Genomic DNA, 18,233 nt, shown 5'->3' on the forward strand with positions numbered 1-18,233 from the left:
ATCTGACTCTCTGGGTTGCCTACTACAACTTCCTGAGGCCTCACAAGCACAATGGATATAAACCTCCAGTTGTAGACGAGATACTGTCAAATGCCGAAAATATGCCAGCACGATGGCAAACGATGATCTACTTCGGACAGAAGAAAATCCTGGAACTTCAGTCAGCTGATTGCTCTTAGATTCTGAGCCTGAGGTAATAACCCAGCCACCGCGTTAGCGGCATTGCCCTTGAGGGCACAATAAATAACTGCTAAACTGCTGAAATCGACGGAGAAAACCTGATTGCTCTTGAGTTCTTCGCCGTCGGTGATTAACCGTCAGCAGTTATTTATTGTGCTGTCAAGGGTGGCGTCCGGTTACCTCAATGTAAATATCTGCGATTTTCAAGGTTCATCTGAGCCTATTTTTTTGACTCAGTTTTTTCATAGATCATTTGACACTATCCACCTATATTCTCCAGAATATATAATTCTTAATAAACTTTTCATGAACCGATTACTATTTCATAATCTTAATCCCTTTTGTAATCTTCCCTTTTAAAAGTCTTTTGTATCCAGTCAGTTTAGATGAAGGTACCTTTATCTTTCCTTTTTTATTTGTGGTGAAAAAGGCTTTCTTTCCGACCTTTTTAAGATTTTTGGACTTTATCCTTACCTTTTTAAGGCTTGAGCATCCTGAAAATGCCCGGCTGCCTATTTTTTTAACATTTTTCCCAATCGTAACCGTTGTAATTGATTTATTGCCTGCAAATGCATCATCAGCTATAGATGTAACTGAAAAATTGTAGCCCTTGATTACTACGCTTTCAGGGATATGAAGATTCCCCGAATTAAATGTCTGATCAGTTCCGACTGCTTCAACCTCACCACAACCATTAGAACCATTTTTTCTTATTCTGTATTTAATGCCATTCACAACATGTTCGGAAGAACGTGTAAGAGGAGATGTGAACAGGATGTTTCCGGTACTATACATTTTGGTAAATGATGCTCTGCTGTTAAAATACGAGTAATATGTCTGTCCGCAGAACAGCTCAAAATTGACAGTATTTTCCGGGTAACCAAAGCCTCTCAGTGTAGAATTATTACCTTTCACAATAAGGCAGTTCACTCCGCCATTTCCTTCAGCAATATTTTTCTCATTGCCGTTTGCATATGCTTTTATAATGAATTTATCAAATGATGCAAGTGAATTGTATGAGTTATACTTTTCGATATTATTCCATGTAAAGGTCAAATCCCCATTGGAGTTCTCAGCCATAGCAAATCCGGAGGCAACCCTAAAAGGCACAAATTCAACACAAATACTTGATACCTTGTTGTAATTCCATGATTTAAGTCCGTCATATGCGCCAAATTGAATATAATAATCAGTATTTCTATTAAGATTCGAAGCAACAATAACTGCATCGAGCATCAACGCCTTTTTATCATTTAGTGAGTATCCTTCAAATATAGACATGCGTCCGCTCTTACCGTCAATTCCCGCAACTTTATTTGTATATCCATCCATCACCGTTAATGTGGAGTATGCTGCTGCCCGGGCCGATCCGCCCTGTCCGCCTTCGATAGCCGTCCTGAAGCTTATCAGATAAACGCCATCCAGATTACCGGTTTTAAATCTATAGAATTTTTTCATATCATCTGTATAAGTCTCTCTATAATAGACATTCCCAAGTGATATTTCAGGTGCATTCATCTGAATATCAGAACCGGATTTGTAATAGGCCGCCTTTACCTGTTTAGGAACCAATAACAAAACTGCAACTGCAAATAAACATAAAACATAATTGACTCTTTTCTTCATAGTAATTCTCTCCTTTTAACTCTTTTATATATGTTTTGTAGGCCTTACATTTATATAGAGTGAGAGGATTTTTAAAAAGTTGCAGTCAAAATAAAAATAATAAAAAAATCGGCAAACTTTTTTCAGAATGCCGATTTTCTCTAATCTTCAACGTATTTTTTATACCTATTTTATGTCTTTAACATACTTCCTGATCTTGTTTTTGAGCCTCTGAAGTGCGTTATCGGTGGACTTTTCATCTCGTCCGAGGACTCTTGCGATTTCCACATAGCTCATGCCGGTGAGATGGAGTTCCAGGACTGCCTGTTCAAAATCGCTCAGGCCGTTTTCAATGAATTTTTCGATATCTCTGGTGTTCTCGCGATCGATCATCATAGATTCCGGATCGTTGTCGTTTATATTTTCCAGAACCTGATCCAGCGAAAACTCCTTGTCCTCCTCGGAATCTCCGAGTTTGGAGTAAAGCGAGATGTAGCCGTTAAGCGGAGCGTGCTTTTTTCTGTTGGACGCCTGAATTGCGGTGTACATCTGCCTTGATATGCACAGATCCGCAAAGGTCTTGAAGCTGGCATCACGTCCTGCATCGTAGTCGCGGACAGCCTTAAACAGGCCTATCATACCCTCCTGAATGAGGTCATCCTTGTCTGCCCCGAGAATATACATGGATGCAGCCTTGGTCCTGACCAGATTCTTATACTTATTCATTATGTAGTCTGTTACGTCCGATTCCCCGTCCCGAAGCCTTGTGATAAGCTCCTCATCGGTCTCATCGCCGGTTATTTTTGACATGTAAATCCCTCATAAAAAATTGTGAATTCTGATACTTTTTTATTTTCCGTATCCACCGCGCTGTCTTACGATTTCAAAGCCGAGAACTCCCGCAGCCACCGAAGCATTAAGAGAATTGATCTCTCCCTTCATGGGAATGGCAGCGATCATGTCGCATTTTTCACGTACAAGCTTGCTCACCCCGGAGCCCTCATTGCCGATTACAAGTCCGATGGAGCCCTTGAGATCGAGGTCGTACATAGGCTTACCGTCCATATCGGCACATACAAACCACATTCCACGGTTCTTAAGATCCTCGATTGTTCTCGCCATGTTGGTTACCTTGACCACCGGTGTGTAATTGAGCGCGCCGGCACTGGTCTTGGCAACAGTTGCGGTAAGACCGACCGCACGGTTCTTCGGGATTATAACCCCGTGAGCTCCGGCGATATTGGCTGTTCTTATAATCGCGCCGAGATTGTGCGGATCTTCAATATTATCCAACAAGAATACGAAAGGTGATTCGCCCTTTTCCTCAGCAAGGTTGAATATGTCATCAATTTCCGAGTATGAATAAGCCGCCGCATAGGCAATTACTCCCTGATGCGCACCTGTCTCCGAAATCTGATCAAGTCTGTCCCTTGAAACAAACTTCATCATGATTCCGGCTTTTTTGGCTTCTTTTCTTATCGTCGCGATCGGGCCGTCCTGACATCCGTCAAGAATCAGAATCTTATCTATTGTCCTGCCGCTTCGAAGCGCCTCTATTACAGCATTTCTGCCCTCAATGGTGAGGCTTTCAATGTCATTTTCCTCTCTTCTGGTATGCTTGTCATTTCTTGAATGTTTGTAGTCGTTTCTCTGATTATCTCTCATATTTCCACCTATTGAGCCGTTTCTCTGTTTAGTTGCTTAGGCTCTGTATCTTGCTATTATTTCTTGTTTTAGTCTATTCTTACCCATATTGTTTTGAATTTGATACTTTCTTGGTATGAATTCTTCTACTAATTACCAAGATTAGTTTGTTTTCTTGATTATCTTGGTCCGGAAAAAACTGATTGTTACCAATATTTTCCTATTTTTCTATTTTTCTTGGTAAAACTTAGACTATGCTGTACCAGGATTTTTGCATTTTTACCTTTTTCTAGGTATTGCTATGTCTGCTCTTTACCTTGATTTATCCGCTTTTCATATTATCTTGGTAATCGCCCGTCTTCTCTCTACCACGATTTTTCATCTTTTCATGTTTTCAAGGTAATCGTCGCCAAAAGCTAAGATTATGCCTTGAACCTATGCTGATGTAATGCCACTCCAGCCTATCCCGCCACAATAATTATCTATCGATAACTTCAATACCCTTTTTCAGAAGCTCTATCAGTCTGTCCAGGTCACCTTTCAAATACAGGTATCCGCAAAGAGCCTCGAGGCCGGTGGCCTTGCGATAGTCCGTGACGCTCTGGTTCTTGGCACTCGTGTAGGACTTTGCGTTGCGGCCGCGCTTGTAGGCGTCAAGCTCCTCCTCGGTGAGGTCGGGCTCTAAAAACTCAATGATTTTAGCCTGGGCTGCGGCATTGACATATTTCACTTTTATCTTGTTGAGCTGGCCGGCGGGTCTGTTGGCCTCCTGAACAACAATGCTGCGAATGATTATCTCGTAGACGCTGTCTCCCATAAAGGCAAGAGCCAACGGGCTATATCTGTTCATGGGTTCACCCGGCACACCAAAGTTCTCGCGAATTATAGCCGCAAGGTCAATATTATTGTCCACAGCAGCATCCTCCTTCAGGGGCTTCGCCGGTCTGGAAAGTCACGTTTCTTGTTGTAAATTCGATGGGGCTTGTAAGAAGGCAAATGGCTTGGGCTGCTATTCCCTCACCGGCGCCGGTAAATCCAAGACCTTCCTCGGTTGTAGCCTTGACGCTGACCTGCGCAATATTGATTTCAAGCGCATCAGCGATGTTCTGGCGCATGGTGTCAATGTAAGGACGAAGCTTTGGTGCCTGACATAAAATGGTGGAGTCGATGTTCTCTATGAGATAGTGATTATCCTCAAGCATTCTGCCAACCTCCGAGAGCAGTTTTAATGAATCGGCGCCTTTATACTTAGGGTCCGAATCAGGAAAATGCTTGCCGATATCTCCGAGCGCACAGGCGCCAAGAAGCGCATCACTTATGGCATGAAGCAGAACATCCGCATCGGAATGACCAAGGAGCCCCTTTTCATAAGGTATCTCCACGCCGCCAAGGATGAGCTTCCTTCCCTCAACCAATCTATGTACATCATAACCTGTTCCTATATGCATGTTTATTAACCTCCGTTAATGCAACTTTTCTAATTAGATTAAAAACCACTCCGCCACAAAAACCGCAGCACAGGCTGCAACTGCTACCGTAAGAAGGCTTCGCTTCCTGAAGGATAATCCCAGGGCTACCGCAAAACCTATCACCGATGCGCGCATGGAATCTGACGCATGGATGATAGCGGGAAAAGTCATAGCTGCCAGCGTCGCATAGGGTACGTAGTACAAGAATGACTTTACAAAGCGTGAGTTGATATCTCTTCTTATAAGTGTGAGCGGCAACATTCTGACAAGATATGTAACCAGTGCCATCACAAAAATATAGCCGAATATGTTATGCATCTGCCGTGTCCTCCTCTGTTCTTGGTGCGAAAATTGCGGCAGCTGCTGCGATCACGACCGTTACTATAATAATTCTGAACCCCGATGAAATAGAACTTAGTACCGGAGCATATGTGAAAACCGTACTCATAACCATGGCTCCTATGACAACCGCCATAACCGCGCCGTTTTCACTGGCTTCCGGGATTATAATCGCAAGAAACATTCCATATATTGCAAGTCCCAGCGCACTGATAAGCCTCTGGGGCATAATCTGTCCCGCGAATGCTCCAAGGAAGGTTCCTAGTACCCATCCAAAAACCGAGCAAATAATAAGTCCGTAGGAATAGGCGGGTTTCAGGCGCCCTTTTCTGGTGACACTAAGTCCGAAAATCTCATCCGTAACGCCGTACGCTACAAGGCATCTTGATAGTGTACCGACTTTTGATGAAAACTTCTGCGACAGCGCCGTACTCATCAGCATGTATCTGATATTGACCACCAACTGCAACAGCGCCATCTCAGCGTAGGTCGCATTAGTAGCTATGAGATCGAGGGACGAAAACTGCCCCGCGCTCGTTACGTTTGTAAGTGACATAAGAGATGCCTGAAAAACGGATAAGCCCGCTTCCGCCGCCTGAATGCCGAAGGCAAAGGATACCGCAAGGTATCCGAGGCAGACGGGAATTGCATCCCTTAAACCTTCTATAAATTCGTTTTCTTTTTCCATAATTCTCCCCTCATCCGTCAGCCAAGCTGTCCGAATGTCTCCATAATGTTGTCGGATGTTGCGCCTTCTATGCTGCCCTGGACCATGGCGGGTTTTCCGCCGCCGCGAACCTGAAAGCTTTTCCTGAGCTGCGTCAGAACATCGTTGCTGTTAAGTCCATCCGGGCATCCGATTATAAATCTGTAACCGCTCTCATCGTCTCCGAAAAAGATACCGCAGTACCCTTCTCTCTCGCTGACAAGTCTGTTCACAACACGTCTGATGACATTAGGATCCGAATCCTTGTCCGCTAAAAGACAGACATTTCGTACGTCTTCAGGTACCTTGTCAGCTTCTATATTCAGAAGCTTCTCGCCTGCCTCGGAAAGACTTCTTTTCAGAGTGGCTATTTCTTCCTGCTGCTTATGCACAATGTTTGGAATATTGTCACCGGAAGTAGATAGTTCTCCGGCTAGTTCCTGGATCATATTATGCTCACCCGACAAAAACTCGAGCGCTCTTTTCCCGCACAAAATGCTGACTCTTGTTCCGCCCTTATAATTCTGAAAACCAACAATTTTCAATATTCCGATCTCGCCGGTTCTCTTAACATGAGGCGCGCAGCAGGCGCAGACATCATAGCCGTCAACCTCGACTATTCTAACCGCCCCGGTCAGTTCCTTCTTGCTCCGATAGTCGATGTCCGCAAGCTCCTCAGGCGACGGGTAATATGCCCTGATCTCACGATTTTCATAAATCGCCCTGTTCACCTGCAGTTCTACGTCCGCAAGCTCCTCGGGTGAAAGCTGACCGCTATAGTCCATTGTCACAATAGAATCGCTGAGGTGGAATCCCACGTTATCATAGCCGAATTTAGAATTCACTATTCCGGAAAAAATGTGCTCTCCGGAGTGCTGCTGCATGTTTGAAAAACGGTGACTAAAATCGATTTTCCCGAGAATCGTGGAGCCTTCCTCGAGCTCCTTATCAAGATAATGATAGATTATATCGGATTTGATCTGGACGTCGAGGACGTTGATATCATTTTCCCCTTGCGTAAAGGCATCGGCACTTTCAGATGTTCCTGCTGTTTTTAATCTCTCAATATCCTGTTCACTAAGGAGATAAACCACGCCTCTGTCGGGAGTCTGTCCGCCCTCTTCAGGGAAAAACAGAGTCCGGTCAAATACAGCTTTATACTGTCCGTTCTCGCCTTCTATCTTCTCACAGCTTATTACTCTTGCTGTGAACTCTGTTGAATATGCATTTTCATCATAAAGTTTTATTGTATTTTCGTTCATAATGCTTTATTTTACCACACTTTGAGGTTATTCAGAAATTTAAAAAAGGGATGCCTCATCGGCATCCCTGAAATAATCAATTATTATGCAAGTGTAAGCTGTGAAAGCTCGCTGGTAACGCGCTCTTTTACTGCGTCGAGCTTGGACTCCATTGAATAAGCCATTTCAGAATAAAGGAGCTTCTCAGCGATTCCGAGGTACTTCTCATCCATTGATGCGAACTTCTTGCCCTCGGCAGCTCTTGTAGCCTTAATCTTGCGAAGAGACTTAACAAGGCACATCATCTCGGGAGCCTTATTTCTCTTGATAACTTCTACGATAACAGCCTCAGCCTTCTTTCCCTGGGGAATATCGTATACTTCAAGCTCGTCGATCTCATCGATAAGTTCCTCGGCTTCGTCTGCATCGATAGCATCACGCATCTTAGCCTCTGCTCCGTCAACGGGAACATACAGAACCCCCTTGGTGTCTATGCTTGACACCATGCTGTAGTATAAGGTTTCATTGCCTCTCTCAAGAAAAGACGGAACCAAAATGTCTTTTACTTCACAAAGTCCATGGTTACCATAAACGACGCAATCTCCTCTACTCAGCATATTTTTTCCTCCTAAAAATAAAACAAGAAAAAGCCTTTTCGGACGGCAGAACCCCATCCGATGACTACTTCTAAAAAACAAGGGCGACACTAGAACAATCATAGCAATTTTTTACGATTAATGTAATATATCGGGCTCTTTTTTAAGAAAATCTTAAGAAACTATCAGAATATTGTTAGTATATGCTAATAGGGCCTGTTTTAACCGGCAAAAAGCCGCGCCAATGTAGCATTTCTAGCCAATAAAGAAGACCCGACGGAGGTATACTCGCGCCAGGCCATCTTCGCAACAATAACAATATAAGAAAGGAAAGGAGGAATTACTATAAAGCCGGGTGTTATAAAGCTTCACCGAGCTTTGTGTATATAAAACCTGTATTCTGACAGAACTCGTTAAGTTGCTGTCCAAACAGTTTCATATATGCATCTTCCATGTACTGAGCATCATTCGACAGGAACAACAGCACCTGTCCGCTCTTTAGGTCAAACTCAATATCCTTGGTGGGTTCAAGAGCATGTATGTCTTTAAACGACATTCCGTAATTTTCTCTGCACACTTCTTCTTTATTGGGCAGATCCATGGTCTCAGTGATAATCTGGTTCTTGATTTTTCTAAGGTCATCCAGAAAATGGAGAACCATAAACTCTGCAACATGGAGAGAAGTGATCTCATACCCGCCAAGTTTCATGTCGCTGATAACTTTTCCGAAATCTATAGTTGCGGCTGCAAAAGGATCAATCTTCTGCCCACCGACATCCACACAGAACACCGCATCGTATAAGCTTTGATTCATACTGAGCCTCCTGTCATCACGGGGAGTGAACTTCCATATGGTAATTATAGCACGCCTTCTTATAAACAAATCTTATAAATCTATAAAATCATTATTAATTAAATGTTTTTTCGTTAAGAATTTGTTACGAAATTGAAGTAACAAAAAAGAGGCCTGTGGTAGAGCCCCTCATCCGGCGCTGCGCGCCACCTTCCCCCCAAGGGGAAGGCTTATATTTTGGCGCGTCACCTTTCCCCCCAGGGGAAGGCTTATATTTTGGCGCGCCACCTTCCCCCCAAGGGGAAGGCTTATATTATTTCACATCCCCCAGACGGAGAATGTTCTTATCAACCGTGGAACAGTTTCTTGGTCTGGTATTGCGGCTCGCAGGTAAGGTTAACGCCCAGCTTGTGGAAGGTGGATTCATCAACGGGTGAAAGAATAACCGTTGAGTGAACCTCAGCGCCGCGAAGCTTGTCAACCTGCTCCAGTGCTGCTTTTGCCTGCTTATCGGTTGCAGCGCAGATTGTAAGAGCTATCAGTATTTCGCCAACATGGAGGTGCGGATTATGTCCGCCAAGCTGCTGGGTCTTGAGATTCTGAATAGGCTCTATGATTGTAGGTGATATGAGATCAATTTCATCCGGCACTCCTGCCATCACCTTAAGGGCATTCAGCATCATAGCGCTGGTTGCACCCATGAGGGCACTGGTCTTACCTGTAACAACCTGACCGTCCGGAAGCTCAATAGCAGCTGCCGGTGCGCCTGTAAGCTCTGCCTTTAAGTTAGCGGCAGCAACCACAGGTCTGTCCTGAATGCTGCAGCCGGCCTTCTGCATGAGGATCTCGAGAGTGTCGATTCTCTCCTGTGAGCTGTCACCCTTTCTCTTTTCACAGAGTTCCTTGTAGTAACGTCTGATTATCTCCTGTTTTCCTGCTGCCTGTGCGGCCTCGTCATCGATAATGCAGTTACCCGCCATATTTACGCCCATGTCGGTAGGTGACTTGTAGGGTGAATCGCCGTAAATCTCCTTGAACATTGTGTTGAGTACAGGGAAAACAGCGACATCTCTGTTGTAGTTGACAGTGGTCTGTCCGTAAGCTTCAAGATGGTACGGATCAATCATATTCATGTCCGCAAGGTCAACGGTTGCTGCCTCATAGGCAAGGTTAACCGGGTGCTGAAGCGGAATGTTCCAGATGGGGAAGGTCTCGAATTTTGCATAACCCGCCTTAACTCCGTGTCTGTTTTCATGATAAAGCTGAGACAGGCAGACAGCCATTTTCCCGCTGCCGGGTCCGGGCGCAGTCACAACTACAAGTGAATGCTTGGTCTCAATGTACTCGTTCTTTCCGTAGCCCTCCTCGCTGATGATGAACGGGATGTTTGAAGGATATCCCGGGATTGTATAGTGTCTGTAAACCTTGAGGCCAAGGGATTCAAGCTTCTTCTGATAAGCCATGACCTGCTCTGTGCCGTCATATCTGGTGAGGACAACAGATCCCACATAGAGTCCGTAGCCGTGGAAAGCATCGATAAGACGAAGCACGTCCATATCGTAGGTTATTCCGAGGTCTCCGCGGACCTTGTTTTTCTCAATATCACCCGAGTTAATAACAATTACAATCTCTACATCCTCTTTAAGCTGAGTAAGCATGCGGATCTTGGAGTCGGGCTGAAACCCCGGAAGAACTCTGGAAGCGTGGTAATCATCGAAAAGCTTACCGCCGAATTCCATGTACAGTTTTCCTCCGAACTGTCCTATCCTCTCACGGATCCTTTCTGACTGCATCTGCAGATACTTGTCGTTGTCAAAAGCCTGTTTCATCATTGGTTTTCCTCCTGGTTATTCTCTATGTGTCTTCTTCGAAGCTGTCCACAAGCTCCGTCTATGTCTCTACCCATCTCACGCCGTACCGTGGCGTTTATGCGTCGTTTTTCCAATTTCTTCTTAAAAGCCTGAACCCGCTCTGCGGTGCTCTCCACGAAATCCCGCTCCTTTATGGGATTGACCGGGATCAGGTTGACCACGCAGTTTAGATTCTTAAGGATATCCGCGAGCTCGTCGGCATCCTCGTCCGTATCATTGACGCCGCCCACAAGCGAATACTCGAATGTCAGCTGTCTTCCGGTTTTATCAAAATAGTATTCACAGGCTTCCAAAAGCTCCTCTATGGAATACTGATTCGCTATCGGCATCAGTTCCTGCCTCTTCTTCTGATTTGAAGCATGAAGTGATATGGCAAGATTTATCTGTAATTTTTCATCCGCGAGCTTTTTCATGTTCGGAACAATTCCGCAGGTCGATATCGTGAGATTTCGCTGCCCCATGTTAAGCCCGTTTTCATCTGTTAAAAGCCGTACAAACTTCAGAATGTTGTCGTAATTATCAAGCGGTTCGCCACTTCCCATGACCACCACTCTCGACACCTTCTCTCCGGTGTCGCACATTATGGAATATATCTGGTCAAGTATCTCAGAGGGTTCAAGGTTCCTCTCGACGCCGTCTATTGTCGATGCACAGAATCTGCAGCCCATTCGGCAGCCTACCTGTGAGGATACGCAGACACTGTTACCGAAGCGGTACTTCATAAAAACGCTCTCGATAAGGTTGCCATCGCCAAGCTCAAAGAGATATTTCCTAGTTCCGTCGATTTTGGATTCCTTCACCCTCACTACCTTAAGCGCCACAAAATCGCATTCTCCGGAGAGTTTTTCACGAAGGTTCTTCCCGAGATTGGTCATCTCTTCAAAGCTTCGAGCCTGCTTCTTGTGCATCCAGTCATAGATTTGCCCGGCTCGAAAGCCGGGCTCCCCCATGTCTTTAATAAAGCTTGTTAATTCTTCCTTTGTCAGTGATTTGATATCTGTCATTGAAAATCCTTAATGATACAAAAGTTATTCATCCTTGCGTCTGAACTTCGAAATAAAGAATCCGTCAGTGCCGAATTCCCCGGGTATTATCTGGATATAACCGGCTCCGGCCGTAAGAACTTCCTTCATCGGTCCCGGAAGCCTGTCCTCTATACTTACCGCCTCGAAGGGGAGATTTTCCAGAATCCATTTGTAATTCTCGAGGTTTTCCTCTTTTGTGAGCGTGCATGTACTGTAAATAAGTATACCGCCGGGCTTAACATAATTCCACACATTGTTTAGAATACTTCTCTGTTTTGCCTGAAGCGTCTCTATAGCATGCATGTCGGTGTTCATCTTGATGTCGGGTTTTCTTGCGATAACTCCAAGTCCCGAGCACGGAAGGTCACAGTATAACACATCCGCAGCATTTTCTAAAGTCTGATCATGTTTTTCGGCATCATGTTCTTCGACAACAACGTTATCGCATCTCATTCTGTTAACGTTTTCACGAATTAAAATACACTTATTTTGAGATATGTCTCTGGAAATGACTTTTCCTGTATTTCTCAAAACATCCGCAGCGTGAAGGCTCTTGCCCCCGGGTGCCGCGCAGACATCAATGACCGTATCTCCTTTTCTAAGTCCCGCAACCTCGGTAACGAGCATGGAGCTGATATCCTGCACCATGAAGGCGCCTTCTTCGAAGCCCGGAAGATATCTGATATTGTCGGTGTGATAGAGGTCCATCGCATAGGAAAGCAGCGGACTCGGTTTCATAACAATATTGCCGTTGTTCGCCTCCTTCATTTTTGCAAGAATTCCTCTTAGTTCTTCAGTTTCGAACCTGTTGGAAAACCGCACCGTTACAGGTCTTGGTTCCAGGAAAAACTTGAAGATTTCCACTGTCTTTTTAAAGCCAAAATCTTCCAGAAACTTTTTGGAAAGCCACTCCGGCTCTGAATATTTTACTGAAAGATACTTAATTCGCGATGCCTTGGATTCATCGTAATCCGGCCACTTTATATTGGCCTTGTTCCTTGCAATGTTACGAAGCACTCCGTTTACAAAGCCCTTGAGTCCCATGAAATGGAGTTTTGCCGCAAGCTTCACCGATTCGTTAACCGCAGCGGAATCCGGAACGGAATCCATGTAAAGTATCTGAAAAGTACCCATTCTTATTATGTACAGGATGGGCTTTGCCATTTTTGATATGGGTGTCTTGGAAAACAGGCCGATAACATAGTCCAGGCTTATCTGTCTCTCAATGGTTCCCTCCGCAAGATACTTGATGAAGGATTTTTGATTAGCATCAAGAAAATCATATTTATTTAGCGCAAGCTTTACCGCCGACTTCTGAAAAGAGTCGCTTTTTCCCATCTCAGCGAGAATGTCGTAGGCTATGCGCCTTTCATTAATCTTCCCTGCCATTTTACCTCCGATTTCTGTTTCCGCCGTTTACCATCAAAACCAAACGAAGAAGCTGAAGTATTGATGATGCAGCAGCCGCAACGTAAGTAAGGGCAGCCGCATTAAGTACTTTCCTGGACTGGTCCACTTCGTCATCCGCAAGAATGCCGTAATCTCCGAGCATAACGAGCGCTCTGTGAGAAGCATCAAACTCAACCGGAAGTGTAACAAGCTGGAATGCCACTGCCAGTGAAAATACCCATATTCCGATCTTTGCAAGGGGTGTCATCCCGATAATAAGTCCAAGTATGATAATCGGTATTCCGATGTGTGAACCTATGTTGGCAGCCGGAACAAGCGCTGATCTGATCTTGATTGGCACATATCCTGTGTGATGCTGCATAACGTGTCCGCACTCATGAGCGGCGACACCGATGGCCGCAACACTGGTGGAATTATAGGTGCTGTCCGAGAGGTTAACGGTGTTATTTCTTGGATCAAAGTGGTCAGAGAGGTTTCCCGGCACATGGACAACCGCCACGTCATTTATGCCGTTTCTTCTCAAAATCTCGGTAGCAACCTGCGCACCTGTCATGCCTGACATGCTTCTTATTTTCGCATACTTATTGTAGGTGGACTTGACCATGGCACTGGCAATGATACACAGCAGCGCACCAATCAGCACCAATATATACGTAGCATCAAACATCATTCCCCTACCATATCCATAACTATATCTGTACATAATAACTCCTCCAAAATGTAATAATACGGGCAAAGGTTCAATCTTTGCCGCCCAGTAATATATATAATATAAGAAAGTTACTCGAGGTTATCTCCAGGGTTTAAGGTGTAGCCAAGGAGGAAGGATTTTACATCCATGCGTTTTTTGCCTTCGAGCTGAAGCTCGGTGATTTCAAGGAGGCCGTCGCCGGTGTTTACTGTAAAGCTGTCTTTATTGACAGCTGCTATCGTGCCGGGATTGCCATTTGATGTATTATTCTGAACTTTTGCTGTCCAGATTTTAAGCATTTTGCCGTTCAGATGAGTATAAGCGCTGGGCCAGGGATTCATGCCTCTTACAAGATAGGAAATCTTCGAAGCGTCGTCGTTCCAGTTGATCTGCCCCATATCCTTGCTGATCTTGCCGCACTTTGTAGCCTCGTCATCGTTCTGTGGAGTCGGTGTGAGCTCTCCCTTTTCAATTTTCGGAAGTGCTTCAACTATAAGGTCTGCTCCGAGGTACATGAGCTTGTCAAAAAGCGTACCTGCGGTGTCATCCTCTTCAATCGGGATTTCCTTCGTTATAAGCATATCGCCGGTGTCCATTCCTGCATTCATCTGCATGATGGTAACGCCTGTTGTTTTGTCACCGTTTAAGATGCACATTTGAATGGGCGCGGCGCCTCTGTATTTCGGAAGAAGTGACGCGTGGATATTGACGCATCCAAACTTCGGGATATCAAGAACTTCCTGAGAAAGGATCTGACCGAAAGCAGCAACTACAAAGATATCTGCTCCGAGACTTTTGAGTTCCTCGACTACCTCTGCCTCTCTGATTTTCTTAGGCTGCATGATCTTCAATCCGTGCTTTAGTGCACACTCTTTTACCGGAGAAGGAACAAGTTTATCACTTCTGCCCTTTGGTTTATCGGGCTGAGTCACAACTGCAACTATTTCATGACCTGCCTCTATCATTTTTTCAAGCGGTGGCACGGAAAAATCCGGTGTCCCCATGTAAACTATTTTCATACTAATTATTCTGTCTCCTTATACATCTATAATAATCCTTATAGGTTAGATGACTTCTACAAACAAGAAAAGCCCTCCATCCGTTATTTTAAACTAATGGAAAGCTTTTTACAATTTTGTAGGATTGATCCGTGGGCAAGGAAATAATCACATGCAACAAAAAATCCAATAATATTGGAATTTGTTGCACCTAAACTGAAGCTTATACAATAAAAATATTGATGCTCCCCGGATTTGTTGTAATCCATTTTCGTACAAACAATAAATATAAATGTATTATCTATATTTGTTGTCTATCAGAATTTTCTGGACAACAAATATGATGAAACGATTCAGATTTATTGCACTCCCAAATTTTGCGTACAACAAAAGCAATTAGAAGATCAAGAATTGTTGCACTCTCAAATTTCCCACACAATAAACACGATGAAAAACACATGAATTATTGCAATCTAAAAACCATACATACAACAACACCCAAAGTGCTGTAAGTAGTGCACATACCACTCATGCTTTGTTATCGCACTTATCAATTTTCGTATCTGAATCCGTTCAAGCTCTGCTCACTTTATAAACTCACTAAGTGTATCGAACAGCACTTCCGGTTGAACCGGTTTTGACAGGTGCGCGTTGAGGCCTGCCTGGAGGCTCTGCTGGACGTCCTCGTCGAAGGCGTTGGCTGTGAGAGCTATTATCGGGATGCTCTTCGAGTCAGCTCTGCCCATGGCTCTTATTGCAGCGGTTGCCTCGAGGCCGTTCATCTCGGGCATGCGCATATCCATCAAAATAGCATCATAGTAGTTCTCGGGGTGTGATTCGAACATTTCAACCGCAATTTTTCCGTTAACGGCAAGCTCTGTCTCCATCTCCTTCATTTTAAGAACCTTTATCATTATCTGTGCGTTGACATTCACGTCCTCCGCCAAAAGAATTCTGCGGCCCGTAAGATCTGCTTTCTTGGGCTTTTCCATTATCTGAAGGCGCTTCTTTTTCAGAGCGTTACGGAATTCATCAAGAAGACTTCCCGGGAACAGCGGCTTTGAGATAAAGCTGTCCACACCTGCATCAGTAGCTTCACCATGGATTTCATCCCAGCTGTAGGCGGTCAGCATGATGATTGCAGAGTCATCCCCGATAATCTCTCTGATCTGTCTGGTTGTTTCAAGTCCGTCCATCTCGGGCATTTTCCAATCAACGATTATCAGATTGTAGGGCTCCATCCTGCCCTTATGCACCTTAACAAGGTCGATGGCTTCCTGGCCTGAGCGCACAGTTTCCACCGCAATACCTTCGTTGCCGAGCACAAGCTTTGCGTGATCTAAGGCAACGGGGTCATCGTCAATTACGAGAACGCACATCTCTTTGGGATTGATCTCTATATCACTGTTATCCTCGGAATGCTTTTTATCGGAATCCAGGAGGGTAACGGTTACGGTAAAAATACTACCCTTACCCTTTTCACTCTGCACCTCAATCTTGCCGTTCATCATTTCCACAATGCTCTTGGTTATAGCCATTCCTAGTCCGGAACTGCCATATTTGTTGGCTGCTGTGGTATCCTCCTGGCTGAAGGTCTCAAAAAGTGAAGGAAGGAATTCCTTGCTCATTCCTATGCCGGTATCCTTAATTCTAAAGCGCAGTGTGGAGTTTCCTCCGTAGCCTGCAGCCTTCTCAACATCCAGAGTTACCGCACCGCCTTCGGGAGTGAACTTAACCGCATTGCCCAGAATGTTTATAAGCACCTGCCTTAGCTTCGTGCTGTCGCCGATATAATAGTCATTTAACTCCCCTATAATATTGCATTTGTATTCAAGGCCTTTTTCCATGCACTGTCCGTTGAAAATGGTATTTATCTGCTCTAAAAGCTTCGAGAAGGCAAATTCCTCATTTCGAAGGACCATCTTACCGGATTCGATTCTGGACATATCAAGGATGTCATTAATAAGACTGAGAAGGTGCTGCGCAGATGATCCGATTTTCTCCAGATAATCCTTGGTTGCATCGGATATATCAGGTTCGTGAAGCGCAAGGGAATCAAGCCCTATGATGGCATTCATAGGTGTTCTGATCTCATGGCTCATGTTAGACAGGAAAATAGTCTTTGCTCTGCTTGCTTTCTCAGCGGTTTTAAGGGCATCAGAGAGTGCCTGGCTCTTTGCAAGGGAATCCCTCATCTGTGCATCTATATCTGAGAAGCCTGCTCCCACTGCATGAATCTTGTTATCCTGAGCATCCCCCGGATGTCCGACACCTGCCATACGGAGCATCTCATAGGTCTCTTCGCCGTTTTTCTTTACAAGATATCTGTAGGCTATAATTGGCTCTTTTTCCAGCGCCTGCTTTATATTTTCAGGCTTTATGAAATCAATAAAGCCCTGGCGATATTCTTCTGCGACAAAAGACTCAGCATACTCTGTGAATTTTTCACTAAAGTTGAACCGGTCACCTTCACAGATGTCATCTTCGTGATTTTCATCTCCTCTGTAGCAGATTGCATTGTTATTCTCAAGATCAACATAATAAACACTGCGGTAATCCGAAGCCAGTGCATTTATCATCTTATCCTGCTGCGTACGCACTTTTTCCTGGGCAATGAGCTCATCCTGGAGAGCAATCCTCTCCTCAAGTTCCTGCTGAAGTATTTCAGAGCTCTCCTGTTCTGCCGCGAGCTTCGCTGTCTTTTTTGTCTGGGTGATCATTATTACAAGAAGGGCAATCATTACAGCTGCCGTAAGAATAGACTGTATAAGGCTTCTGATGATTATGCCCTGAGAAATTGTATTTATCTGCTCGGTGATAACGCTCTCTCTTATGAGGTACGTAAGCACCCAGTCGGTTCCGCGCACCGGTACGAAAGCGATAGTTTCTTTTACTCCGTTGTAGGTAAATGAAGCTATTCCCTCAGTATCTTCAGCAAAGCACCTGCGCATTTCCTCAATGGAATATCCCTCATCAAACTTGGCTGATTCAAGCGCCGTGAGAATATTCTTATCCGCTGCAAGGCCGCCCAGAACCGCTCCCGTGAGGCTGCTTCCGTCTGCGGCATACAGATTACAAAAAGTAGCGGAACTGTCATTAGCCTGAAGTGAAACCTTATCAAGGAAATTATTTATATCCATCTCCATGAAGCAGACAATAAGGGTGTGTTTTTCCAGTTTTAGTCTGTCGATCGGAACGGCGATGATGATCTTCTTATTGTTTCCGTCTGCATTTTTTATGGAAATCTCAGGCTCCGAAAGAGTCTTATGATTAAAGGAATACAAATCTATATCCGTCCTGGTGCCGCGTGAGGTATAAATAATTCCTTCCTCATCAACAAAAGCGAATTTTTCAAGTTTGTAGAGCTGCTTCATTCTAAACTGATAAGCCTGAAGACTCTCCACGCTTTCCAAATCAGTTTTTTCAATAAGTCCTATCGCAGTATCAAGGTCACTGACATAGTTACTAAGGGTGGACGCAACAACCTGTTCCCTTCTGCCCGCCAGCTCATCAAGATAGAGGAGGCTGACTGTTTTGACCGCACTTTCCGTGTCTTTGCTCGCGCTCTGCCCCATCCATAATGTTCCTATGATCATTATGGCAACGACTATAATACCGCCGATAATTGCAACTCTTGTAAGCCCGCTCTTACTGTGAAGTTTCAT

At 44.6% G+C, this 18,233-nt stretch carries 16 protein-coding genes and 1 pseudogene; 1 reads left to right on the top strand and 16 read right to left on the bottom strand.

The features are described 5' to 3' along the window. A pseudogene (locus tag BMW61_RS23045) lies at window positions 1-179 on the top strand (transposase); the annotation flags it as partial. 319 nt (window positions 180-498) lie between these two features. Here BMW61_RS23045 and BMW61_RS07320 read toward each other — a convergent pair. From BMW61_RS07320 to BMW61_RS07395, 16 genes are all read right to left on the bottom strand, one after another. Beyond that, window positions 499-1,806, bottom strand: a complete 1,308-nt coding sequence (locus BMW61_RS07320) for a leucine-rich repeat protein (RefSeq protein WP_091820673.1) — start codon at window positions 1,804-1,806, stop codon at window positions 499-501. Between the two features lie 165 nt (window positions 1,807-1,971). Continuing rightward, window positions 1,972-2,595 carry an RNA polymerase sporulation sigma factor SigH gene (gene sigH / locus BMW61_RS07325; RefSeq protein WP_026498047.1) on the bottom strand — a complete coding sequence of 208 codons (624 nt, stop codon included), beginning with the start codon at window positions 2,593-2,595 and terminating at the stop codon, window positions 1,972-1,974. A gap of 39 nt (window positions 2,596-2,634) precedes the next feature. Beyond that, on the bottom strand, window positions 2,635-3,450 hold the full coding sequence (gene rlmB / locus BMW61_RS07330; RefSeq protein ID WP_091820674.1) for a 23S rRNA (guanosine(2251)-2'-O)-methyltransferase RlmB: 816 nt from the start codon (window positions 3,448-3,450) through the stop codon (window positions 2,635-2,637). A gap of 457 nt (window positions 3,451-3,907) precedes the next feature. Then, window positions 3,908-4,342, bottom strand: coding sequence for a Mini-ribonuclease 3 (locus BMW61_RS07335; protein ID WP_242876654.1), 435 nt, complete (start codon window positions 4,340-4,342; stop codon window positions 3,908-3,910). Continuing rightward, entirely contained in the window at window positions 4,332-4,877 is a 546-nt protein-coding gene (gene ispF / locus BMW61_RS07340; protein ID WP_091820676.1) for a 2-C-methyl-D-erythritol 2,4-cyclodiphosphate synthase, read from the bottom strand. Before ispF ends, BMW61_RS07335 begins: the two co-directional genes overlap by 11 nt. A 33-nt stretch (window positions 4,878-4,910) precedes the next feature. Further along, window positions 4,911-5,216 carry an AzlD domain-containing protein gene (locus tag BMW61_RS07345; RefSeq protein ID WP_022762604.1) on the bottom strand — a complete coding sequence of 102 codons (306 nt, stop codon included), beginning with the start codon at window positions 5,214-5,216 and terminating at the stop codon, window positions 4,911-4,913. Continuing rightward, window positions 5,209-5,925 (bottom strand): AzlC family ABC transporter permease, encoded by a 717-nt coding sequence (locus BMW61_RS07350; RefSeq protein ID WP_091820678.1) that lies wholly within the window; start codon window positions 5,923-5,925, stop codon window positions 5,209-5,211. Before BMW61_RS07350 ends, BMW61_RS07345 begins: the two co-directional genes overlap by 8 nt. Before the next feature lie 17 nt (window positions 5,926-5,942). Further along, entirely contained in the window at window positions 5,943-7,205 is a 1,263-nt protein-coding gene (locus BMW61_RS07355) for an alanyl-tRNA editing protein (protein WP_091820679.1), read from the bottom strand. An 83-nt stretch (window positions 7,206-7,288) separates the two neighbouring features. Further along, window positions 7,289-7,801 (bottom strand): CarD family transcriptional regulator, encoded by a 513-nt coding sequence (locus BMW61_RS07360; protein WP_022762607.1) that lies wholly within the window; start codon window positions 7,799-7,801, stop codon window positions 7,289-7,291. Between the two features lie 337 nt (window positions 7,802-8,138). Further along, window positions 8,139-8,594 carry a hypothetical protein gene (locus tag BMW61_RS07365; protein ID WP_022762608.1) on the bottom strand — a complete coding sequence of 152 codons (456 nt, stop codon included), beginning with the start codon at window positions 8,592-8,594 and terminating at the stop codon, window positions 8,139-8,141. 326 nt (window positions 8,595-8,920) lie between these two features. Continuing rightward, window positions 8,921-10,402 (bottom strand): DUF1846 domain-containing protein, encoded by a 1,482-nt coding sequence (locus tag BMW61_RS07370; protein WP_334291021.1) that lies wholly within the window; start codon window positions 10,400-10,402, stop codon window positions 8,921-8,923. Next, a complete protein-coding gene (gene rlmN / locus BMW61_RS07375; RefSeq protein WP_091820681.1) occupies window positions 10,402-11,448 on the bottom strand; it encodes a dual-specificity RNA methyltransferase RlmN in 1,047 nt (348 codons plus the stop codon). Before rlmN ends, BMW61_RS07370 begins: the two co-directional genes overlap by 1 nt. 24 nt (window positions 11,449-11,472) lie before the next feature. Next, window positions 11,473-12,858 (bottom strand): 16S rRNA (cytosine(967)-C(5))-methyltransferase RsmB, encoded by a 1,386-nt coding sequence (gene rsmB / locus BMW61_RS07380; protein ID WP_091820683.1) that lies wholly within the window; start codon window positions 12,856-12,858, stop codon window positions 11,473-11,475. 1 nt (window position 12,859) lies between these two features. Continuing rightward, window positions 12,860-13,582 carry a zinc metallopeptidase gene (locus tag BMW61_RS07385; RefSeq protein ID WP_022762622.1) on the bottom strand — a complete coding sequence of 241 codons (723 nt, stop codon included), beginning with the start codon at window positions 13,580-13,582 and terminating at the stop codon, window positions 12,860-12,862. A 77-nt stretch (window positions 13,583-13,659) separates the two neighbouring features. Beyond that, on the bottom strand, window positions 13,660-14,589 hold the full coding sequence (fmt, locus tag BMW61_RS07390) for a methionyl-tRNA formyltransferase (RefSeq protein ID WP_091820685.1): 930 nt from the start codon (window positions 14,587-14,589) through the stop codon (window positions 13,660-13,662). 563 nt (window positions 14,590-15,152) lie between these two features. Continuing rightward, complete coding sequence (locus BMW61_RS07395) at window positions 15,153-18,233, bottom strand: response regulator (protein ID WP_091820687.1); 3,081 nt, start codon at window positions 18,231-18,233, stop codon at window positions 15,153-15,155.

The organism is Butyrivibrio sp. ob235, assembly GCF_900109475.1.
GTDB lineage: Bacteria > Bacillota > Clostridia > Lachnospirales > Lachnospiraceae > Butyrivibrio.